Raw genomic sequence first — 19,861 nt, 5'->3', positions numbered from 1 at the left:
GCGAGGAGAGAGTCAGTTTTCGAGTTCGCGCTGGAGTTCGTCGAGCAACTGCAGGGCCTCCAGCGGCGTCGTGTCGGCGAGATTCGCGTTCCGGAGCTTCGCTGCGACGCCTTCCGGGAGCGGGCCGCCGCCGTCGCCGACGGCCTGCCGGATCGCGGCGTCGCCCCGTCCCTCCGCGAACGGCGGTTCGTCGGCGGGCTCGTCTGCGGCGTCAGCGGTCGGTTGTGACTGCGACTCGGCGTCCTCGTCGAGTAGGTCGCGCGCTTGCTCGACGACGGCATCCGGCACGCCGGCCATCTTGGCGACCTCGACGCCGTAGGACGCCGTCGCCGGGCCGTCGCTGAGTTCGTGGTCGAACGAAACGGTCCCCCCATCCCGGCGGGCGGCAAAGTGCAGGTTCTCGACCCGTTCGAAGTCGTCGGCGATCGTCGTCAGATCGTGGTGGTGGGTGGCAAACAGCGTCGTCGCGCCGATCTCGTCGTGGACGAACTCGGTGACGGCGCGGGCGATAGCCAGCCCGTCGGCGGTGCTGGTGCCGCGGCCGACCTCGTCGAGCAGGACCAGCGAGCGCTCGGTTGCGCCGTCGAGAATCTCCGCGAGTTCGGTCATCTCGACCATGAACGTCGATTTCCCGCTAGCGATATCGTCGCTGGCGCCGACCCGTGTGAACACCCGGTCGACCAGCCGAATTTCGGCGCGCTCGGCGGGGACGAAACTGCCCAACTGGGCGAGCACGACGATCAGCGCCACTTGGCGCATGTACGTCGACTTGCCCGACATGTTCGGTCCCGTGAGGATGGCGAAGTCTCCCGCTGGCCCGAGTCCGGCGTCGTTCGGGACGAACCGCTCCTCGGTGCGCTCGACGACGGGATGGCGGCCAGCCTCGATCCGGATGCCGTCGGCGCCGAGCTCCGGCCGCGAGTAGTCGTGCTGGGCGGCGACCGTGGCGAGTGAGACGAGCGCGTCCAGTTCCGCGAGCGTGGCCGCCAGCGCCTGCACGCGTTCGGCTTCCTCGGCGACCGACGACCGGACCTCTCGGAACAGTTCGTACTCCAGATCGTCGGCGCGCTGCTCGGCGCTGATGATCTCGTCTTCTCGCTCCTTGAGTTCGGGCGTGTAGAAGCGCTCGGAGTTTTTCAGCGTCTGGCGGCGCTGGTAGTCCTCGGGAACGGCGTCGAGATTCGGATTCGTCACCTCGATGTAGTAGCCGTGGACCGAGTTGTGGCCGACCTTCAGCGAGTCGACGCCGGTGCGCTCGCGCTCGTTGACTTCGAGGTCGTCGATCCACTGTTTACCTGTCCGTTCAGTCTCCCGTAGATCGTCGAGGTCGTCGCTGTACCCCTCGCGGATGACGCCGCCCTCAGTGACTTCGATCGACGGATCGGGCTGGATCGCGTCGCCGATCAGTTCGCGGACGTCTTCCATCTCGTCGAGGCGCTCGCGGACGTCGACCAGCCGGTCGCACTCGACGCCGTCGAGCACGTCGCGGAGTTCCGGAACCACGTCGAGCGTGTCCTTGAGCGAGCGCAGATCGCGGGCGTTGGCCCGCCCCCGAGCAACGCGGGCGATCAGACGCTCGATGTCGTACACGTCCCGCAGCAGGTCGGCGGCGGCTTCCCGGCGCTGGAGTCCGCTGACGAGTTCCTCGACGGCGTCGTGGCGGGCCTCGATCGTCTCGCGGTCGATTAGCGGGCGGCGCAGCCAGTCTTTGAGCGTCCGGCTTCCCATCGCACAGGAAGTCTCGTCGAGCACGTCGATCAGCGCCGGTCCGGCACTGTCGTGGACCGTCCGGCGCTCGAACAGTTCGAGGCTGCGGATCGCAACCCGGTCGAGGACCATGTACTCCCGCGGGTCGTAGCGGGTGAGTCGGTTGATGTAGTCGAGCGAGCCGACCGTCTCGTCGGACGCCGAAGCGGCGTCGTCGGCGTCAGTATCGTCCCCGTCGGCGTCGTCACTGCCGGCGTCGGCACCGTCGGCGTCACTGCCACCTCCCTCCTCGGCGTCCGCGTCGTCGGTAGTGATGTCGGGGTGTAACTCGGTGTAGCGGCCGCCGCGGGTGTACTCGGCGTAGGCGAGCAACGCGCCGCAGGCCCGCACCTCCACGTCGCTGGCCAGCAGCGCGTCGGGCGCACCGAAGTACGCCTCGACGCGCTCGGCGGCGGCGTCGAACTCGAACGTGCGCTCGTCGTGCGGCGTCACCATGCAGCCGTCCGGGAACGGATCGCCGGAAGCGCCGGGACCGACGATGGCCTCCTCGGGATCGAACCGGCTGATCTCGTCGCGCAGCGCGGCGTCGGCGTCGACCGCGGTCGCGTAGAACTCGCCCGTCGAAACGTCCAGCAGCGCGAGGCCGTGCTGGCTCCCGTCGGCGGCAAGCGCCGCGACGAAGTTGTTGTCGTCGGTGTCGAGCAGTTCGTCCTCGGTCAACGTTCCCGGCGTGACGATGCGGGTGACGGCGCGCTCGACGACGCCGCTGACCCCGTCGGGGTCCTCGACCTGATCGGCGATGGCGACCCGATAGCCGGCGTCTAACAGCGTCTCGACGTACGACTCGGCGTTGTCGATCGGGATGCCGGCCATCGGGTAGGTGCCCGTGGAGTCCTCGCGCTTGGTGAGCGTGATCTCCAGCAGGCGGGAGATGGTTTCGGCCGCCCCGCAGAAAGCCTCGTAGAAGTCGCCGACCTGAAAGAGCACCAGCGAGTCGTCGTACCTCGCACAGAGGTCGTGGTACTGGGCCATCATCGGCGTCAGATCCTCGCGCCTGTCGGCCATCGCCTCGGGTGGTCCGAGCGCCGCGTCCATGTCCGGGACCAGCGCTCGGGCGCAAAAATACTCTCCGCTCCGGCGCCGCCGCGACGCCGATCTACCGCGTCCGCGCGATGCCGTGCTCGAACACCTTGCGGTTCGGAACGATGAACTCCTCCTCGTCGTTCTCGATGCGTGTCACGAGCAGATCGACCTCCTGTACGATCCCCTCGCGGTCGCCGATCCGGACCTCGTCGCCGATGCCGTAGGGCTGGTTCAAGAGCAGATACATCCCGGCGGCGGCCGAGGACAGGAAGTCCTTGAACGCCAGCCCGCCGAGGAAGACGACGCCGAAGACGTAGACGGTCAGCAACACCAGAAGGGCCAGCGTGTTGACGCCGACTTGGCTGAGCGCGATCAGCAAGGCGATGTACAACACGGTGTATTTCACCGCGAGCGGGAGCAGGGTTATCTCGGGGAGTTTAACATCGCGCAGGCGCTCGCTGGTGACCAGCTCGGCTTTGTCGGCAGCGATGAAGCCGATGATCATCACGACGACGGCGACGAACAGCCGCGGGACGAACGCGGCGACGCCGACCCAGAACGACGGCGCGTTGAAGAAGTTGGCGACGCGAATCGCAGCCAGAATCGAGACGCCGTAGACGAACCACGAGGTGAGCCGCGCCAGTAGCGACACTGTCGACGTGCCGAGGCTCCTCGCGGTTCGCTCGAACGGCGTCCCCTCGACGGCGTCGGGGACGCCGGCGGCGGTCAGGATCTGTTTGTTAACGCGACCGACGAGCAGTCCGAGGCCGATCCCGACGAGCAACAGCACGAGCGCGACCAGCACCGGCTCTCGAAGCACTGTGACGTTCTCAGGGAACGACTGCAGCGGGTACATGGTCAGTAGTTCTCCGGGTCCACTTCCAGCACCATCTCGCCGCCCTTGAACGCCCGCACGAGTCCGTCGCTCTCGCTCAGGACGATCGCGGTGGCGTTCGTGTCGCGGGTGATCGCACCGGCGGCCATGTGCCGTGCGCCAAGCCCCTTGGGGATGTCGACGCCCTCAGCGGCGGGTTCGAGGTACCGGTAGGCGCTGACGATCTTCCCCGCGTCGCTGATGACGAACGCGCCGTCGAGCCGCGAGAACTCCTTGAGCATCACCTTCACGATCGGGTCGCCGACGTGGACGTGGGACTTCTCGAAGGGGTTGTAGCTGAGCGGCCGGGACTTGTTCATCACCTTTCCGGCGTCGCCGACGACGAAGAGGGCGCCGACGGGTTTGCCCTTCTGGCCCTTCTGGCCGAGTTCGACCGCCAACTCGAACACCGCCCGGATCACGTCGGGTTCGGCCCGCGAGTTGACAAAGAGATCGTAGACGCCAGAGCCCTCGCTCGGGTTGGCCCGGACGCGCGTGAGCGAATCGGCGTCGTCTTCGAACAGGCTGAGCGCACACAGCAACTCGTCGCCTTCGTCGACGAGCCCTTCGTCGATAGCGCCCTCGATGGCGAACTCGATCCGATCGGCGGGGTTCTCGAACGCGACGGGCAACTCGACGTAGGCGTCGGCGTCGTGGTCGTTTTCCGGTCCGACCAGCATCACGTCGATGTCGTCGTCGATGTCGTCGAACCGCTCGTAGTAGGAACTGCTCGGCGAGAACAGGACGATTCCATCGACGCCGTCGAACAGGTCCCCGAACAGCTCTCGTAGGTCCGACATTGGCCGTACACACTCCACGGCGGGAGAAAAGGTTTTTGTGACCCGTCCGATGGCGTCGTCACTGATCCCGCATCGTCAACTGAACCTCGGCGACGACACCGCCCGAGGGCTCGTGGACGACGACGACTTCGATACGGTCGCCGGCGTCGAGCGTGCCGGCACCGCTGTTGAGGTCGAACTGGATGCGGGTTCCCGCGGTCCACTGCCCTCGATTCTCTGCGGCGACGCCCCGGACGCAGTTGTCGTTGATCAGGTTGTCAGGATCGTACGCGATCTGCTCGTCTTCGAAGGTGGTGCCGTCGGTCGGTAGGTTCTCGATTCTGGCTTCCGACGCCGGCCCGTCGAGCGGTCGGACGAGAATGTACGTCCGAGAGAGCTCGACAGCGTTGCCGCCCTGGTGAACGAGCCGGATGGAATCCCCACCACAGGCTTGTGGACTGTCTGCCGGTTCGACGAGCGCCCCTGTCACTTCGGCGTTCTGTGGCGTCGGTGGGGGTGGCTCCTCAACCTCCTCGAACGCGACGAATGCGACGAGTCCGGCTGCGGTGACCGTCACGGCGATCAACAGCACGGCTCCGACCACCGGTGCCGAGGCTCTGGACACATCTCGGCGTTAGCCCATTCAGAGATAAATTCGTCGATGTCGGTGGGGAAATATGCTCCGCGGGGGAACGATCGGAGTCGGTCGCCGTCGCGCGGTCGCAGTGGGGGCCGTCGGGAAACACCTTTTTACGCCGGCCGCTTTACCCACTGATATGATATCGCTTGACGATGCCGTGACGGCGCGACTCGAATCCCACGGCGAGCGCTTCGAGGTGCTGGTCGATCCGGACGCCGCGCTGTCGATAAAGCGCGGAGAGTTCGAGGAGGATCTCGAAGACGTGATCGCCGCCGAGGACGTGTTCGAGAACGCTAGCCGCGGCGACCGACCGGCAGAGTCGGATCTCGAAGAAGTGTTCGGGACGACGGAGCCACTGGAGATCATTCCGGAAGTGATCGAACGCGGAGAGATCCAGATCACGGCCGAGCAGCGCCGCGAGATGCAAGAGCGAAAGCACAAACAGCTCGTCAACCAGATCACGCGCAACGCGGTCAACCCGCAGATGGACGACGCGCCCCACCCGCCCGACCGGATCGAGAGCGCGCTGGAGGACGCCGGCTTCGACGTCGACCCGATGGAGCCCGTAGAGGAGCAGGTCGACGACGCCCTCGACGCGCTTCGCCCCGTCATTCCGATCCGGTTCGACGAGGTGACCGTCGCGGTGCAGGTGCCGGCGGACAAGGCCGGTAGCGCGCAAGCGAAGCTCCGGGAGTTCGGCGACCTCCAGAGCGAGGAGTGGCAAAGCGACGGCTCGTGGATCGGCGTGCTGCAGTTCCCCGCGGGACTGCAAAACGAGTTTTTCGATCGCGCCAACGAGGTCACCAGCGGCGAAGCCGAAACGCAGATCGTGCGCGACGAAGACGACATCAAAACGCGGTAATCGGACCCTACCGGCCGCGAGCGTCCGTTATCCGCGCTTGAAGCCGACGAGGAAGCCGCCGGTGAAGCCGGCGCCGATCGACAGCGTCGAGAGGATCGGTTCGATCCAGCCCGGATTCTGTACCTTCTCCTGTGTACTGACCAACCCGTTGGTCAGCCGCTCCCAGTCGACGGTAAGGATGCCCTTCGATTCGAGGAACTTGAACAGTGCGAGCTCTACGCCGATGATGACGGCCAGCAGTTTGGCGAGCTTCTTCGCCGCGAAGCCGATCAGACCGCCGATGACGGCGCCGCTTCCGAGTTCGAGACCCAGTTGCTGGGGGTCTAGCTCCATACCCGTACTGGGTAGCCCGGGCCTATATCACCTTTGTGGCTCGGGCGCTTGCGATAGCCAGTTCCTACCGCAAGCATGCGGCGCGCTTGGGCCGCGTAGCGACGAGCCGACAGCAGCGCCGTCGGTGCTGTGAGCCCGGCGACGGATCGGCGTCCAGACGCCAACGACGGGACGGCGATGCCGGCAGACGCCGAGCGCCGACGCCGGCCGACGTTTAAATACGACGAGCGCCTACGACCACCTACGTAGAGAGCGCCCCGAACGCACCCCATGATTGCGATAATCGCCAAGCGTGTCGACGACGGACTCGCCGATACGTCCGAGATCAGCGAACTGGCGCGCGCGGCGGGCTACACCGTCGCGGGCGAACTGACCCAGAAGCGTCGCGAGGATCCCGCGCTGGAAATCGGCGAGGGCAAGGCCGAGGAGCTGGCCGCGCTCGTCGAAGCCAACGACGCCGACGCGGTGATCTTCGACAACCGTCTCGACCCCTATCAGACGTTCAACCTCGGGAAGAAGTTCCCCGAAGGCGTCGAAGTGATCGACCGGTTCACGCTGATTCTGGACATCTTCGGCCAGCGCGCACAGACTCGGAAGGCCCAGCTACAGGTCGAGTTGGCCGAGCTGCGCTACGAGCTCCCCCGCGCCGAGGCCAAAGCCAGCCTCGCCAAGCGCGAGGAGCGGCCCGGCTTCATGGGGTTGGGCGAGTACGACGAGAGCCGCGAACAGGACATCAAAAACCAGATCAGCCGGATCAAAGACGAACTCGACCGGATCGCGGCGACCGAGGAAGACCGGCGGGAACAGCGCCGCGAGTCCGGCTTCGATCTCGTCGCGCTGGCCGGCTACACCAACGCGGGCAAGTCGACGCTGATGCGACGGCTGGCCGAAGACGTCGGCATCGACGAAAACGAGGACCTACATCCCGACCTCGATACGACCGCGGAAAGCGAGGACCGGCTGTTCACGACGCTCGGGACGACGACCCGCAAGATGGACTTCGAGCGCCGGGACGTGCTCCTGACGGACACGGTCGGATTTATCGGTGATCTTCCCCACTGGCTCGTCGAGTCGTTCAAATCGACGCTCGATGAGGTGTACCGTGCAGACCTCGTCTTGCTCGTCGTCGACGTGAGCGATCCGGTCGAGGAAATCCGCGAGAAGCTCGTCACCAGCCACGACACGCTCTACGAGCGCAACGAGGCGCCGATCGTCACAGTCCTGAACAAGATCGACACCGTCGACGAGGACGAACTCGCCGAGAAGCGCGAGGCGCTCGCCGCGCTGGCGCCGAATCCCATCGCCGTCAGCGGCAAGGAGGGAACCAACGTCGGCGACCTCCTCGACCGGATCGACACCGAACTGCCCGACTGGGAGCGCGAGCGCCTCGTCTTGCCGATGACCGACGACACGATGAGCGTCGTCTCGTGGATCCACGACAACGCGCGTGTCAACGATGTCACCTACGGCGACGAGGACGTCGTCGTCGACTTCGAGGCTCGACCGGCGATCGTCGAGCAGTCCCGCGCTCGTGCCGGCGATCTCAGCCGTCCAGTCGAGTCCGCGTAGCGGCGTCGAGACGCCGCTCCGGTTCTACAGATTTATGTCCAAGAACGCGGCCACCCGGCGTATGCGTTGACCAACCGCTCCACGGCGTCCAGCGATCGCGCGACGCAGCGCCGTGTGAGTACCCGTCGTCGCCTGTTCGCCATCCGCGCTCACCTCGCGTCGTTCCTCACGCCGTGTCGTCCCACAGCGCGTCGGCCACCAGCGGCGGCAGATCGGTCGCAACCAGCCCGTAGCCGTGCTCGTCGACGGCGAGGTCGCCGGCCCGTCCGTTCGCGTACGCCGCCACGCCAGCCGCCTGCACCGGGTCGTCGAGCGCCGAGACCAGCGCGCTCGTGACGCCCGCGAGCACGTCGCCGGTGCCGCCGACCGTCATGCCGGGGTTGCCAGTTCGGTTCACCCGCGTCGTCTCGCCGTCCGAGATCACGTCGTAGGCGCCTTTGACCAGCAGCGTCGCGTCGACCTCGGCAGCGAACGACGCGACGGCGTCGGACCGGTCTTCCCAGTCGTCGACCGCCGGCCCGCCCATGCTTCGGAGCTCGCCCTGATGGGGCGTGCAGACGAGGTCGGCGTCAGTCTCGACCTCGGGAACGGCGTCCAGCGCGTCGGCGTCGACGACGGCCCGACCGTCGTAGGACGCGAGAAACTCGCCGACGGCGTCGCGCGTCACCTCGGCGTCGCCGAGGCCGGGACCGATCAGCACGGCGTCCTGTTCGGCTGCGAGATCGAGGAGTTCGTCGACGTGCCCCGGCGCGAGCGCCTCGCCGGTCAACGGGCGAACGATGAAGTTCTCCGAGAAGCTCCGAACGTCGGATGCGATCGACTCGGGGACGGCCACTCGGACCAGATCGGCGCCGGCACGGAACGCCGCTCGCGCCGCCAGCGCCGGGGCACCGGAGTAGGGGCCGCCGCCGATCACCAGCACCTCGCCGTGGTCGCCCTTGTGGCTCTGCGGGTCGCGGTCGAGCGCCAGCAGATCGCCACGCTCGACGAACAGTTCGGCCGCCTCGGGGATGCCGATGTCCGCGACCGTCACGTCGGCGTCGAGATCGGACAGCCCCGGCTTCTGGTCGTGGAACGTGACGACGTGGTCGGCCTCGACTGCCGTGCCCGGCGCCGCCCCGGTATCGGCGTCGACGCCGGAAGGAACGTCGACCGCGATCACGGTTGCCTCGGCATCGTTGATCGCGCCGGCGGCCGTCGCGGCGGGCTCGCGCAGCGCGCCCGTGACGCCGGTGCCGAGCATGGCGTCGACGATCACGTCGGCGTCGGGCAGGTCGATGCTGCGCGAATCTTTGATCTCGACCGTCTCGTACTCGCCTGCCGCCAGCGCATCCCAGTTCTCGCGGGCGATCTCGGTGCCGATCGTCTCGGCCCGCCCGAGCAGGTGGACCGACACGTCGTACTGGTCGAGAAAGCGCGCTGCGACGAAGGCGTCGCCGCCGTTGTTGCCCCGGCCAGCGACGACGGCGACCGTCGCGCCGGGATCGGCGTACTCGCGCACTACGCGGGCGACGGCGTTGCCGCTCGACTCCATCAGTTGCTTTCGCGGGACGCCCAGCGCCGCCGCGTTGGCGTCGACGGCGGCCATGCGGTCGCTCGTGATCATACGTCGCGGTTCGCCGCCCGGTCGCAAAATGGTGCCGGAGGCGGCGACCGACTTAGTCCGGACGCCGTTTCTCGGCGTCGGACGCGTCGGGCCGCCGCGTCTCAGCGTCTGATCTCGAACCCGTCTTCGCCCTGCGGGTCATCGTACTCGACCTCCACGCCGTTGACGTCGGCGGCCGGACTGCCGGTGTGACACCACTCGACCGTCTCCTCGACGGCGTCCTCGGGGCCCTCGAAGACCGCTTCGACGCGACCGTCTTCGAGATTCTTCACCCAGCCGTCGACGCCGTTGGCGCGGGCGGTATCGCGCGTGTTTGCCCGGTAGAACACGCCCTGTACCCGTCCGGAGACGAACACGTGTGCTCGCGTGCGATCTGGCATACGTGTGTGCTCTCTCGCTGCGATCAAAAATGGTCGGGCCGGCCGACAGCGCAACGACGATAACCCCGGAGTCGCAAGCGCTGGTATGAACGATCGTGCGCGGCTCTACGCCGCCGTCGCGGGAACGGTCCTGCTGTTCGTGCTCGTCCAGATGGGCGCGCTCGCGCTCGTCGAACCGTTCGAGCAGAGCAACTATCAGGCCGTCGAGGATCCCACCGACCCGACCAACGGGCTCGTGTTCTTCGGCGCGATTCTCGTCGCCACGGCAGGGATGTTGCTGATTATCAAGTACGACGTGGAATGGCTGATCCGCGCCTTCATCATCGGCACCAGCGCGATGTTGGCGTGGTACGTCCTCGCGGCCATCGCACCGGTCGGCGTCGTCTCGGTCGGCGGCGCGTCGGTCGCGCTCGTTCCCGTGCTCGCCGCGCTGGCGGTCGCCGGGGGTCTGCTCGTCTACCCCGAGTGGTACGTCATCGACGCCGCTGGCGTGTTGATGGGTGCCGGCGCGGCCGGGATGTTCGGCATCAGCTTCGGGCTGTTGCCCGCCATCCTGTTTTTGCTCGTGCTGGCGATCTACGACGCGATCAGCGTCTACGGCACCGAGCACATGCTCACGCTCGCCGAAGGCGTGATGGATCTGAACGTCCCCGTGCTGTTTATCATCCCCACGAGCCTGTCGTACTCGTTCCGAACACTCGGTGCCGGCGAGGAGATGACCGAGGACGACGCCGACGCAGCGGCGAGCGAAGCGACCGACGGCGGCGCGGTCGCAGAGTCGGACGCAGGTGATGAGCCAGAGGAAGGGCACACGGACGACGATGAGATCCGCGACGCGCTGTACATCGGACTGGGCGACGCGGTGATGCCGACGATCCTCGTCGCAAGCGCGGCCGCCTTCATCCCTGTCAGTGCCGCACCCCAGCTATCGGTTCCGGTGGTCACGCTGAACCTGCCCGCACTGACCGCGATGCTCGGGACGCTGACCGGCCTGCTCATCCTCCTCCGGATGGTGCTGAAGGGGCGTCCGCACGCCGGGCTCCCGCTGCTCAACGGCGGGACGATTCTGGGCTACCTGATCGGCGCGCTCGCCAGCGGCATCACGCTGGCCCAAGCGGTCGGGATCGCGTCGTTCTGAGGACTATTTTCCGGTGAGCGCCTCGCTGGCGGGCGAGAACTCGATCTCCGTTCCAAGATCTCGCTGTTGGGCTTTCTCGTAGAGCAACTGTGCGCCGGCGACCGTCTCGATGCCGGTACCGCCGCTGTCGAAGACGGTGATCTCGTCGGCGGAGCGTCGGCCCGGCCGGTTTCCTGCGACAACCTCGCCGAGCTCGGCGTGGACGTGGTCGGCGGGTACCGCGTCGGCGTCGACGGCGTTGATGTACGAGCCAGCGTCGAGGTCGACGCGCTCGCGGAGGTCGACGACGTACGTCGAGCGCTCGATCGTCGTGGCGTCGAGTTCGAACTTCTCGGCGTCGTACTGGCCCATCGCGGTGACGTGCGTGCCCGGCTCGAGCAGGTCGCCGTCGAACACCGGCCGGTTGGCGTTGGTCGCCGTGACGACGACATCGGCGCCATCGAGGGCCGCTGCGCTCGACTCGACCGACTGGACGGCGGCGTCGAGTCGCTCGTCCAGCTCCTCGGCGAAGCGCTCGCGGTGCTCTCGGGTCGGCGAGAACACGTCGACGCGCTCGAACTCTCTGACGGTTGCGGTCGCCCGGACCTGTCCTCTGGCCTGCGGGCCGCTACCGATCACCGCCATCGACGTGGCGTCCTCGCGGGCCAGCGCGTCGACGCCGACGGCGCCCGTGGCGCCGGTCTTGAACGGGTTCATGCTCGCGCCGTCGAGAATGGCGCGTGGCTCGCCCGTCTCGGCGTCGAACAGTTGTGTCATGAACCACGCGTCGGCCGCGCCGAAGCCGGCGGCGTAGACGTACCCGCCCATCGCGCCGGTCTCGGGCAGGACGGCGGCGTACTCGGTGAGCATCCCCGGCGGATCGGCGTTGAGCAGTTTCGTTCGGGGCTCGGCCGGAGCGCCCGCACCACGCTGGCGGTAGCCCTCGCGGACGGCGTCGACGTACTCGGCGGGTGCGGCGAGGCCGTCGACCTCGTCGCTGGTGAGAAATCGCGCAGTGACCATGTCGGGAGATGGCGAGCGAGAGCAAAAAGAGTAGACGATCCGGAGAGAAACGAAGAGTTCAGTCGGCGTTGACCGGGCCGACCGTCGAGGACTGGGGCGTCTCGTCGGCGGCGCCGGTGGGCACGTTGGATTCAGGAGCGACAGGCTCGTTGACGAACAGCGCGTGGCCGACGATCAACAGACCGACAGCGGCGGCGACGGTGGCGGCACTGGTCAGCGTCACGCCGGCGAGCGAGAGGGTCCCGGAGACGCCGAACAGGACGAGCGGGATGAGGCCGAGAACGAGGTCGTAGTACCCAGTCATAATCTATTCTATACTATGAGGAATATGCATATAAGCGTTTCCCGTAGGTGGCCGATATTTCACCCGTTGGCGATCGATATTCAATGAGTTCTCAATGCAGCCAATTTCAGATGGCAATCTAGTGGTTCTCTGTAAGTTATGAAAATATACAAGCTGATAATCTCGGTTAGAATCTGGACGGATTTTAACTGCGCACACCATCAACGGGCGACAAAATTCGAATTTCGCCCAACGGTCTCGAAACGGGTCGAAATAGTCAGTCGAGAGAGTAATACGTGCAGCGAATACGCCGAACGACGAGTTCGGCCTCGTCTAAGATATCGGACACTGGTCGGCCCGGAGTCCGATATCGAACGGTCGGTCCGAATCGCTCCGACCGACGCCTTGAACATCTCGACCGCGTTACTGTCTGCCGTGAACCGAAACGACCGAGCGATCGTCGGACTGGTGATGCTCGGTCACGCGACCGTCCACACCTACGAGTTGTCGATCCCGGTGCTGGTGACGGTCTGGCTCACTGAGTTCGGAACGACCGAGGCGGCGATCGGCGCCGTCGTGACGGTCGGCTACGCGCTCTTTGGCCTCGGCGCCGTCCCGGCCGGCGTGCTCGCCGATCGGCTCGGCTCCCACCGCCTGATCGTCGCCTGTCTGGTCGGCATGGGCGCCGCGTTCGCGCTACTCGGACTGACGCCGTCGTCGCCGACACTCGGGCTCGCAGTCGTCGGTCTCGCGCTCGTGCTGTGGGGCGCCGCAGCCTCGATCTACCACCCCTCCGGGCTGTCGCTGATCAGCACCGGCGTCGACGAGCGCGGGACGGCCTTCGCGTATCATGGAATGGCGGGCAACGTCGGCATCGCGTTCGGGCCGCTGGCGACGCTCCTGCTGCTCGAAGTGCTGCCGTGGCGCACGGTGACGCTGTTGCTGGCTGTTCCGGCGGCCGTCGGCGTCGCGCTGGCGCTCCGCGTCGATGTCGACGAGACCGCTGCGGCCGAGATGGGTGACGGCACCGCGTCCCGATCCGACGGCGACGCCGAATCTCGATCCGACGGTGGCACCGCGAAGACCGACGCGGTCGATAGTGTTCCCGAGTTCGTGCGCGGTACTCGGGCGCTGTTCGCGGGGCCGTTCGTTGCCATCTTCGCCATCGTGATCCTCTCGGGCCTGTTCTATCGAGGCTTTCTGACGTTTCTCCCGGACATCCTCGGGGGGTTCGCGGCGTTCGAACCGATCGAGGTCGCAGGAACGAGATTCGCCCCCGATCGGTACGTCTACGTCGCCATCCTGACCGTCGGCATCGCCGGGCAGTACGTCGGCGGCAAGGTCACTGACCGAGCGCCGCCTGCGGTCGGCATCGCGGTGGCGATGACATCGATGGCCGTGCTTGCCGTCGCGTTCCTACCGGCCGCCAACGCCGGGCTGGCGGCGTTTCTGGTCGTGGGCGCGCTGCTCGGCTTCTTCCTGTTTTTCGTCCAGCCCCAGTATCAGGCGGCCGTCGCCGAGGCCACCCCGAGCGGTCGTCGGGGCCTCTCGTACGGATTCACCTATCTCGGCGTCTTCGGCGTCGGCGCGTTGGGCGGAGGTATCGCGGGTGCGATCCTGACGTGGGGGTCGTCGTGGCTGCTGTTCGCCGCGCTCGCCGGCGTCGCGGTAACCGCGGCGCTGGTCGCGGTCGTCGCGTTAGGAACGGACTTCGGAGCGTAGCGCTGAGTAGGTTAGTCCAGCGTGCCGACCAGCCACGCCGCGAGGGCGCGCCAGCCCAGCAGGACGACGAGCACGGTTCCGGTGATGACGAGACCGAACGGCCAGATCGCCGAGTCGCCAAACACCGGCGAGGTTCGCAGAAGCAGCCCGATGTTCGCGGCCGCGATCCACGCGACGGCCGTGTAGCGCACGCTGGCGATGGCGTCCGCGATCACTTGGTCGTCGTAGACGCCCGCCAGCACGGCCGGGATCGGCCAACCGAGCACGAACGGCAGGACGGTCGACAGCGACTCGGCCGGCGTGGCGAACGCGGCGGCGCCGTAGTGGCTGTACAGCCCCCAAGAGACGACAGCGACGATGGCGAGCACGTCGCCGGCGGCGACTGCCAGCGAGCGACGGAGCTTCTCGACGGCGGGTGCGGCCCGCGCTCTCTGCGTGGACATGCCTCGGCATCGGGCTTCCAGCACTATCGGTCTGCGGGTTTCCGTCCGGCGACGGCGTAGCCGAATCCCAGTTCTGGGAGGTACGGCTCCAGTCCGGCCAGTTCGACCCGCGCCGCGAGTTCCTCGGGGCGCCAGAACTGCGAGTCGAAGCCGACGAGTCGCTCGGACGCAGTCAAGAACTTCCCGCGGAGCGTGCCCGGATTGAACTCGCAGACGACCAGCACGCCGCCGGGTGCGAGAACGCGGGCGGCTTCAGCGAGCGCGTCGTCAGGGCGGCCGACGTGGTGCAGTGCGTCGACGATCGTCACCGCGTCGACCGACTCGTCCGCGATCGGAAGCCGCGCCGCGTCGCCGCCGACGCCGTCGACGCCGCGGCGTCGCGCCACACGGAGCATCCCCGCGGCGGCGTCGACGACCGTCCAGTCGACCTCCGGAACGGCTCTCGCGGCGCGTCCGGTCCCGCCGGCCACGTCGATGCCGACGCGCACGTCGCGCTCTGCGACCGCGAGGCCCTGCCGGATCGTCGCGGCGTCGGCCCCCGGCATCACGAGGTCGTACGCGGGGGCGAACCGATCGAACGGCCGAACGTCGCCGTCGGTGACCATGCCGGTGGTACGGTCGGCGCGCTGATAAGTGACGCCCCGCAAGGCGGGGACTTTTGCCCAGCGCAGCGAAAGCACAGCCATGCCCACCTTGCTCGACACCCGGATCGAGAACCGCCATCGCGTCCAGCCCAACCACGCGAACAACTACCAGACCGCCCACGGGGGGAACGTGATGAAGTGGATGGACGAGGACGGCGCGATGTCGGCGATGCGCTTTGCGGGCAACTCGTGTGTCACCGCCAGCGTCGACAAACTCGATTTCAAGCGGCCGATCCCGGTCGGCGACACCGTACTCGTCAAGGCGTTCGTCTACGATACCGGCCGCACGAGCGTTCGCGTGTGGATCAGAACGTACCGGGAAGATCCTCGGACCGGCAAAACGGAACTGACGACCGAATCCGACTTCGTGTTCGTGGCCGTCGAGGACGGCACGCCCGTCGAGGTGCCCGATCTGACCGTCGAGTCCGAGCGCGGCGAGGAGTTGCACCAGTACGCCCTCGAACAAACCAGCGACTGATCGGCGTCCGGACGCCGTGTGCGGACCTCGCCGTGGAGAACGGTGCCGACCCGCCGGGAAGGCCACTTTTAAGCGGTTCGACCGTGGTACGTATCGTATGGTCGTAGTTTCCCGTCCCGCGTCGCGGAGGTGGTGCCAGTGAGCGCTTCGGCAGCCGAGGAGGCGCTGTCCGAGGACGAGCGCGCCGGTCTGGAGCTGGTCAGAGAGACCGGTGGCATCCACCAGAGCGAGTTCTGGAAGGAACTCGACATCTCCTCGCGGAAGGGCAGTCGCATCATCGAGTCGCTGGCCGAAAAGGGACTCGTCGACCGCGAGGAGACGGTCTACGAGGGGCACAACACCTACTACATCTCGCCGACGGCCCGCGATCTGGACTTCTCGCTGCTGATGGCCGGGGACATGCTCTCGCCGTTTATCGGCGAGGAGGAGATCGACGGGCAAAGCGACGCGTTCTCGCAGTGGATGATGAACCTCGCCTACGAAGAGTAACCGAATTTTCCGCCGGGCTACCAGTTTTATAAACTATCCCGCTCAACTGTCATGTATGGCGCTCGAACGATTGCGCAAGTCCTCCGCAGAGAGCGACGAACAGCCCGCCCAACCAGACGGTATCGAAGTGACGCCGAACGACGAGACGGCGAGTGACGGCTCCCGTATGGGCACGCTCACCAAAGTTCTCGGCGCCGTCGCCGTCGCCGCAGCGGTCGTGATCGCGGTCCGCCGGGTGCGCGCCGGCGAGTAGACGCCGCGCGCCGCTTTCACGGTAACTCTTCGACACGACCTTCCAACTCCGACTCCGTCTGCCAGCGGTGGAGTCGGCCGGCGTCGTCGGCAAGTTCGAACAGCGGCGTCTGCATCCCGCTGTAGGGGTTCTCGGGGTCCACGTCGGTGTCGATCGCCGCCGCCGGGAGGTCGTCGTACTCGCGCTTGAGGAAGTGTGTCTTCTCGAAGTACGCCGGTTCGGTGACGACGGTGCCCTGCTCGACGAGGAAGCCGCCGCCGTCGTGCTCGGCGACGCCGACGATCAGGTCGGCGTAGTCGGCGAGCAGGCGAAACTTGAGGTAGGTGTTGGTCCACTCGCGGCGCACGTCGACCATGAGAAAGGCGTACGCGTCTGGGCGGCGGTTCAGTCGATCCTTGACTAGCTGAAGCCGGCGAATCTCCGGCGTCCCGTAGCTGCCGAGCACGAAGTACGACCGGTCGTGGCGGAAGATCGGCGTCAGCTCCGCGACGGACCGTTTGAGATGTTCGTACTCTTTGGGCGTCAGCGACCGCCCGGGGAGGTGGTCTTCGGCGTCGGCGAGCACCGACTCGGGGGAGGGACTGCTCGGCGGCGCATCGTCGCCCGGCGACGTGTCCTCGGCCATATCCGGCGGCTCTCACGGAGCGGGCAAATAGCTTCTCTCTCGATGGGACGAAATAGTTCTGCAGCAACCGATTTGGTATGCACCAAAACGGTTATTGTCGAAGCGGTACAACGTACTCCCATGAGTCGGTCCGACGCGCCCCCGGCGGAGATCGAACGCGAGCGCCGGCGTCTCGACGTGGTCACGCAGGAGACGCGCTTCGCGCTGCTGCAGGATCTGCTGGGCCACCCCGAGGGACTGCCGTCGCTGAAAGAACTGGACTACGTCAACCCATCCAAGAGTCGTTCGACGATCCACGGCCACCTCCAGACGCTGATCGAAGTCGGCGTCGTCGAGACGGTAACCCTCCCGGACGACCAGCGCAGCAGGGACCTTCCCTACACGTTCTACGGCGTCACCGAGGAGGGCAGGGCGTTTCTCGACCGCCACGGACTGTTGCGCGCCGAGGAGACGCTGCGAGAGATCTACGACCGGATCGAGCGGACCGAGGAGATCGAGCGCTACGAGCAGGCGCCTCGACCCGACCGCTGATCGCAGACGGCTCGGTTATTTGTCGAGGTGTCCGATCAGTAGGTCGTTCACCGCCTCGGGCGCCTCCACGTGGACCCAGTGGCTTCGCTCGGGGAACCGCTCGACGCGAACGTCCTCGCAGTAGCGCGCGCTCTTCTCGGCGAGTTCCGGCACGAGCGCGGTGTCTTGCTCACCCCAGCCGATCAACGTTGGGGCGTCGACGCGCTCGCGGGCCGGGATATCTGGCCGGCGCGCTATCGCCCGGTACCAGTTGAGCATCCCTGTCAACGCCCCCGGCTCGGCCCAGATTTTGCGATATCGTTCGAAATCGCGCGAGTCGAACGTCGCGGGATTCGCTGTCTCTTCGAGCGCCTCTGTCATCCCAGCAAACTCGCTGCGCGAGAGCGCCCACTCGGGAACGCGCGGTAGCTGAAAGGCAAACACGTACCAGCTACGGAGTAGCTGCCGTGGACTCGACCGCAGCGTCGATCGAAACGCTGCCGGGTGCGGGACGTTCAGAATCCCGAGACGGTCGAGATACTCCGGTCGACGGAGCGCGAGATCCCATGCGACCATCGCACCCCAGTCGTGGCCGACGACGTGTGCCGAGTCCTCGCCTTCGGACTCGATCAGCGCCGCGATGTCGGCCGAGAGTCGCCCGAGTCGATACGCGCCCAGTCCCGACGGCTTGTCGCTGAGGTTGTACCCGCGCTGGTCGGGAACGAGCACCCGATACCCGGCGTCGACGAGCGGCTGAATCTGGTGGCGCCAACCGTAGAAGCAGTCCGGAAACCCGTGGAGCAACACCACGACGGGATCGTCTTCCCGGCCGGCGGCGACGACGTGCAGGTCGATACCGTCGACCGCTCTGATCGTCGACGTGGGCGACTCGACGGGGAGTACGTCTGCTTCCAGTCCCATGCGATTGCTAGCTGGCCGACTCGGCAAAGTGGTTCCGGGACCCGCGCCACAGATTCAAATACGAATCCGCACCACGCGGCGTATGACGTTGCTCACACGGCGCGAACTCGTTGCAACGCTCGCCTCGATGGCTGGAAGTGTGCTGCCGTTCGGATTCGGTGGCAACGATCGCAGGAACGACCCCAGAGACAATCCGACGGCGGGCGAGTCAGCGACGCTGACCGGCGTCGTCGACCGAATCGAACGCGGCGACGCCGTCGTCCTCCTCGAACGAGCAGACGAGGTGATCGGCCAACGACTCGTGTCGACCGACCGGCTTCCGGACGACGCCCGCGAGGCCGGCGCCGTACTGTCGATCCTGTTCGAGGACGGCGAAATACAGCGATTGCGACACGACCTCGCCGCGACGCGACGCCGTCGCCGGGCCGCCGAAGAGCGGTTCGAAGACCTCGAAGAGGGGCCATAACGATCAAGAGGCACGCGAAACTGTCATAGACGGATGGATCGCCGATCGATCAGCGCAGTCGTTGTCGTCGTGCTCTTGGCGGGATGTGTGGGTGGAATCGGCGTCCCCGAGTCGAGCCAGCAGAGCGACGCCGGCGACCTCGAAGTCCACGCGATCGATGTCGGACAGGCCGATGCGACGCTCGTGGTCGCCCCGTCCGGCGAGACGATGCTGATCGACTCGGGCCACTGGGACGACGACGGTGAGATCGTGCTCTCGTATCTGCGCGATCGCGGGATCGAGCGGATCGATCATCTCGTGACGACCCACGCTCACGCCGACCACATCGGCGGCCACGCCGACGTCATCGAGTATTACGAGACTGAGGCCGAAGGGATCGGAACGATCTACGACTCCGGGACCGTCTCGTCGTCGGCGACACACGAGGAGTATCTCGACGCCGTCGAGCGCTACGACGTGCAACTGATCAGAGCCCACGAGGGCGACGAAGTCCCGATCGAGGGCGCCGAGGCCGACATCCTTCATCCGCCCGCCGACAGCGAACTGGAGGCACTCAACGCAAACAGCCTCGTCGTCCACCTCGAACACGAGCAAGTGGGATTCCTGTTCACCGGCGACATCGGTGCCGAGGAAGAACGACAGCTCGCGGCCGAGTACGGCGACGACCTGTCCGCGACCGTCTATCAGGTCGGTCATCACGGCAGCTACTCCAGCAGCTCCGACGCGCTGCTCGACGCCGTCCAGCCGTCGGTCGCAGTGGTCTCCTCGGCGTACGACTCACCGTACGGCCACCCCGACGACGAGCCACTGGAACGGCTCGCCGCTAGGAACGTCGACACGTACTGGACCGCGCTGCACGGCTCTATCGTCTTCCGTAGCGACGGCGACGCCGTTGAGGTCGCCACCCAGACCGCGGCGACGACAGCGCCACTGGAGTTCGAGGACGCCGCGGCGTCGGAAGCTTCCCCCGACGACGGCGTCGAGGAGCGCGGGACGATCACGCCGAGCCTGCGCGGCGGCACGGCTGCTGTCGGAAGGCGAGCGGTCGCGTAGA

General features: G+C 66.7%; 23 protein-coding genes. 10 read left to right on the top strand and 13 right to left on the bottom strand.

Annotated features, from left to right (window positions below):
* Positions 1–12: 12 nt before the first annotated feature.
* The 4 genes from mutS to CRO01_RS02045 form a co-directional block, all read right to left on the bottom strand.
* Entirely contained in the window at positions 13–2,802 is a 2,790-nt protein-coding gene (gene mutS, locus CRO01_RS02060; protein ID WP_097007452.1) for a DNA mismatch repair protein MutS, read from the bottom strand.
* Between the two features lie 61 nt (positions 2,803–2,863).
* Positions 2,864–3,646, bottom strand: coding sequence for a mechanosensitive ion channel family protein (locus CRO01_RS02055; RefSeq protein ID WP_097007451.1), 783 nt, complete (start codon positions 3,644–3,646; stop codon positions 2,864–2,866).
* Between the two features lie 2 nt (positions 3,647–3,648).
* On the bottom strand, positions 3,649–4,464 hold the full coding sequence (dacZ, locus tag CRO01_RS02050; protein WP_097007450.1) for a diadenylate cyclase DacZ: 816 nt from the start codon (positions 4,462–4,464) through the stop codon (positions 3,649–3,651).
* A 58-nt stretch (positions 4,465–4,522) separates the two neighbouring features.
* A complete protein-coding gene (locus CRO01_RS02045) occupies positions 4,523–5,068 on the bottom strand; it encodes a type IV pilin N-terminal domain-containing protein (protein ID WP_097007449.1) in 546 nt (181 codons plus the stop codon).
* Between the two features lie 151 nt (positions 5,069–5,219).
* On the opposite strand from CRO01_RS02045, the gene CRO01_RS02040 reads away from it, so the two are divergent.
* Positions 5,220–5,945, top strand: coding sequence for a ribosome assembly factor SBDS (locus tag CRO01_RS02040; RefSeq protein WP_097007448.1), 726 nt, complete (start codon positions 5,220–5,222; stop codon positions 5,943–5,945).
* Between the two features lie 27 nt (positions 5,946–5,972).
* Here the strand turns inward: CRO01_RS02040 and CRO01_RS02035 are convergent, their stop codons facing one another.
* Complete coding sequence (locus tag CRO01_RS02035) at positions 5,973–6,278, bottom strand: FUN14 domain-containing protein (protein WP_097007447.1); 306 nt, start codon at positions 6,276–6,278, stop codon at positions 5,973–5,975.
* A gap of 270 nt (positions 6,279–6,548) precedes the next feature.
* Here CRO01_RS02035 and hflX point away from each other — a divergent pair, with 270 nt between their 5' ends.
* Positions 6,549–7,847 carry a GTPase HflX gene (gene hflX, locus CRO01_RS02030; RefSeq protein ID WP_097007446.1) on the top strand — a complete coding sequence of 433 codons (1,299 nt, stop codon included), beginning with the start codon at positions 6,549–6,551 and terminating at the stop codon, positions 7,845–7,847.
* 166 nt (positions 7,848–8,013) lie between these two features.
* Here the strand turns inward: hflX and CRO01_RS02025 are convergent, their stop codons facing one another.
* Both CRO01_RS02025 and CRO01_RS02020 read right to left on the bottom strand, forming a co-directional pair.
* Positions 8,014–9,453 carry an NAD(P)H-hydrate dehydratase gene (locus tag CRO01_RS02025; protein WP_097007445.1) on the bottom strand — a complete coding sequence of 480 codons (1,440 nt, stop codon included), beginning with the start codon at positions 9,451–9,453 and terminating at the stop codon, positions 8,014–8,016.
* Positions 9,454–9,554: 101 nt separating this feature from the next.
* The gene (locus CRO01_RS02020) at positions 9,555–9,833 is read right to left on the bottom strand and encodes an acylphosphatase (protein ID WP_097007444.1); all 279 of its coding nucleotides are present in this window, start codon (positions 9,831–9,833) and stop codon (positions 9,555–9,557) included.
* Between the two features lie 85 nt (positions 9,834–9,918).
* On the opposite strand from CRO01_RS02020, the gene CRO01_RS02015 reads away from it, so the two are divergent.
* On the top strand, positions 9,919–10,971 hold the full coding sequence (locus CRO01_RS02015) for a presenilin family intramembrane aspartyl protease PSH (RefSeq protein ID WP_097007443.1): 1,053 nt from the start codon (positions 9,919–9,921) through the stop codon (positions 10,969–10,971).
* A gap of 3 nt (positions 10,972–10,974) precedes the next feature.
* On the opposite strand, the gene CRO01_RS02010 is transcribed toward CRO01_RS02015, so the two are convergent.
* Together CRO01_RS02010 and CRO01_RS02005 are read right to left on the bottom strand one after the other, a co-directional pair.
* Complete coding sequence (locus tag CRO01_RS02010; RefSeq protein WP_097007442.1) at positions 10,975–11,973, bottom strand: ornithine cyclodeaminase family protein; 999 nt, start codon at positions 11,971–11,973, stop codon at positions 10,975–10,977.
* A gap of 58 nt (positions 11,974–12,031) precedes the next feature.
* Entirely contained in the window at positions 12,032–12,277 is a 246-nt protein-coding gene (locus CRO01_RS02005) for a hypothetical protein (protein ID WP_097007441.1), read from the bottom strand.
* Between the two features lie 414 nt (positions 12,278–12,691).
* On the opposite strand from CRO01_RS02005, the gene CRO01_RS02000 reads away from it, so the two are divergent.
* Positions 12,692–13,978 carry an MFS transporter gene (locus CRO01_RS02000; protein ID WP_097008304.1) on the top strand — a complete coding sequence of 429 codons (1,287 nt, stop codon included), beginning with the start codon at positions 12,692–12,694 and terminating at the stop codon, positions 13,976–13,978.
* An 11-nt stretch (positions 13,979–13,989) separates the two neighbouring features.
* Here the strand turns inward: CRO01_RS02000 and CRO01_RS01995 are convergent, their stop codons facing one another.
* Complete coding sequence (locus tag CRO01_RS01995) at positions 13,990–14,421, bottom strand: DUF3054 domain-containing protein (RefSeq protein ID WP_097007440.1); 432 nt, start codon at positions 14,419–14,421, stop codon at positions 13,990–13,992.
* A gap of 23 nt (positions 14,422–14,444) precedes the next feature.
* The gene (locus CRO01_RS01990) at positions 14,445–15,026 is read right to left on the bottom strand and encodes a methyltransferase domain-containing protein (RefSeq protein WP_097007439.1); all 582 of its coding nucleotides are present in this window, start codon (positions 15,024–15,026) and stop codon (positions 14,445–14,447) included.
* A 79-nt stretch (positions 15,027–15,105) separates the two neighbouring features.
* Here CRO01_RS01990 and CRO01_RS01985 point away from each other — a divergent pair, with 79 nt between their 5' ends.
* From CRO01_RS01985 to CRO01_RS01975, 3 genes are all read left to right on the top strand, one after another.
* A complete protein-coding gene (locus CRO01_RS01985; protein ID WP_097007438.1) occupies positions 15,106–15,543 on the top strand; it encodes an acyl-CoA thioesterase in 438 nt (145 codons plus the stop codon).
* 138 nt (positions 15,544–15,681) lie between these two features.
* A complete protein-coding gene (locus CRO01_RS01980) occupies positions 15,682–16,032 on the top strand; it encodes a helix-turn-helix transcriptional regulator (protein WP_097007437.1) in 351 nt (116 codons plus the stop codon).
* Positions 16,033–16,087: 55 nt separating this feature from the next.
* Positions 16,088–16,285 carry a hypothetical protein gene (locus tag CRO01_RS01975; protein WP_097007436.1) on the top strand — a complete coding sequence of 66 codons (198 nt, stop codon included), beginning with the start codon at positions 16,088–16,090 and terminating at the stop codon, positions 16,283–16,285.
* Between the two features lie 16 nt (positions 16,286–16,301).
* On the opposite strand, the gene CRO01_RS01970 is transcribed toward CRO01_RS01975, so the two are convergent.
* Positions 16,302–16,910 carry a hypothetical protein gene (locus CRO01_RS01970; RefSeq protein WP_097007435.1) on the bottom strand — a complete coding sequence of 203 codons (609 nt, stop codon included), beginning with the start codon at positions 16,908–16,910 and terminating at the stop codon, positions 16,302–16,304.
* A gap of 120 nt (positions 16,911–17,030) precedes the next feature.
* Here CRO01_RS01970 and CRO01_RS01965 point away from each other — a divergent pair, with 120 nt between their 5' ends.
* Entirely contained in the window at positions 17,031–17,441 is a 411-nt protein-coding gene (locus CRO01_RS01965; RefSeq protein WP_097007434.1) for a transcriptional regulator, read from the top strand.
* A 15-nt stretch (positions 17,442–17,456) separates the two neighbouring features.
* On the opposite strand, the gene CRO01_RS01960 is transcribed toward CRO01_RS01965, so the two are convergent.
* A complete protein-coding gene (locus tag CRO01_RS01960; protein ID WP_097007433.1) occupies positions 17,457–18,341 on the bottom strand; it encodes an alpha/beta fold hydrolase in 885 nt (294 codons plus the stop codon).
* Positions 18,342–18,423: 82 nt separating this feature from the next.
* Between CRO01_RS01960 and CRO01_RS01955 the strand changes: the two genes are divergently transcribed.
* Positions 18,424–18,807 (top strand): DUF3006 family protein, encoded by a 384-nt coding sequence (locus tag CRO01_RS01955; RefSeq protein WP_179747372.1) that lies wholly within the window; start codon positions 18,424–18,426, stop codon positions 18,805–18,807.
* Positions 18,808–18,840: 33 nt separating this feature from the next.
* The gene (locus CRO01_RS01950; RefSeq protein WP_097007431.1) at positions 18,841–19,860 is read left to right on the top strand and encodes a ComEC/Rec2 family competence protein; all 1,020 of its coding nucleotides are present in this window, start codon (positions 18,841–18,843) and stop codon (positions 19,858–19,860) included.
* Position 19,861 lies beyond the last annotated feature (1 nt).

It is taken from the genome of Natronoarchaeum philippinense (assembly GCF_900215575.1).
In the GTDB taxonomy this organism is placed as follows: domain Archaea; phylum Halobacteriota; class Halobacteria; order Halobacteriales; family Natronoarchaeaceae; genus Natronoarchaeum; species Natronoarchaeum philippinense.
The sequence above is the reverse complement of the archived record's forward strand: the minus strand, read 5'-3'. Positions and strand labels throughout refer to the sequence as shown.

Coding starts and splice junctions, on each gene's coding strand:
- CRO01_RS02010 (WP_097007442.1), bottom strand. CDS start 11,973: ATGGTCACTGCGCGATTTCTCACCAGCGACGAGGTCGACGGCCTCGCC.
- CRO01_RS02015 (WP_097007443.1), top strand. CDS start 9,919: ATGAACGATCGTGCGCGGCTCTACGCCGCCGTCGCGGGAACGGTCCTG.
- CRO01_RS02040 (WP_097007448.1), top strand. CDS start 5,220: ATGATATCGCTTGACGATGCCGTGACGGCGCGACTCGAATCCCACGGC.
- CRO01_RS01970 (WP_097007435.1), bottom strand. CDS start 16,910: ATGGCCGAGGACACGTCGCCGGGCGACGATGCGCCGCCGAGCAGTCCC.
- CRO01_RS02055 (WP_097007451.1), bottom strand. CDS start 3,646: ATGTACCCGCTGCAGTCGTTCCCTGAGAACGTCACAGTGCTTCGAGAG.
- hflX (WP_097007446.1), top strand. CDS start 6,549: ATGATTGCGATAATCGCCAAGCGTGTCGACGACGGACTCGCCGATACG.
- CRO01_RS01955 (WP_179747372.1), top strand. CDS start 18,424: ATGACGTTGCTCACACGGCGCGAACTCGTTGCAACGCTCGCCTCGATG.
- CRO01_RS01960 (WP_097007433.1), bottom strand. CDS start 18,341: ATGGGACTGGAAGCAGACGTACTCCCCGTCGAGTCGCCCACGTCGACG.
- CRO01_RS01950 (WP_097007431.1), top strand. CDS start 18,841: ATGGATCGCCGATCGATCAGCGCAGTCGTTGTCGTCGTGCTCTTGGCG.
- CRO01_RS02005 (WP_097007441.1), bottom strand. CDS start 12,277: ATGACTGGGTACTACGACCTCGTTCTCGGCCTCATCCCGCTCGTCCTG.
- dacZ (WP_097007450.1), bottom strand. CDS start 4,464: ATGTCGGACCTACGAGAGCTGTTCGGGGACCTGTTCGACGGCGTCGAT.
- CRO01_RS01990 (WP_097007439.1), bottom strand. CDS start 15,026: ATGGTCACCGACGGCGACGTTCGGCCGTTCGATCGGTTCGCCCCCGCG.
- CRO01_RS02020 (WP_097007444.1), bottom strand. CDS start 9,833: ATGCCAGATCGCACGCGAGCACACGTGTTCGTCTCCGGACGGGTACAG.
- CRO01_RS01965 (WP_097007434.1), top strand. CDS start 17,031: ATGAGTCGGTCCGACGCGCCCCCGGCGGAGATCGAACGCGAGCGCCGG.
- CRO01_RS01985 (WP_097007438.1), top strand. CDS start 15,106: ATGCCCACCTTGCTCGACACCCGGATCGAGAACCGCCATCGCGTCCAG.
- mutS (WP_097007452.1), bottom strand. CDS start 2,802: ATGGACGCGGCGCTCGGACCACCCGAGGCGATGGCCGACAGGCGCGAG.
- CRO01_RS02025 (WP_097007445.1), bottom strand. CDS start 9,453: ATGATCACGAGCGACCGCATGGCCGCCGTCGACGCCAACGCGGCGGCG.
- CRO01_RS01975 (WP_097007436.1), top strand. CDS start 16,088: ATGGCGCTCGAACGATTGCGCAAGTCCTCCGCAGAGAGCGACGAACAG.
- CRO01_RS02035 (WP_097007447.1), bottom strand. CDS start 6,278: ATGGAGCTAGACCCCCAGCAACTGGGTCTCGAACTCGGAAGCGGCGCC.
- CRO01_RS01995 (WP_097007440.1), bottom strand. CDS start 14,421: ATGTCCACGCAGAGAGCGCGGGCCGCACCCGCCGTCGAGAAGCTCCGT.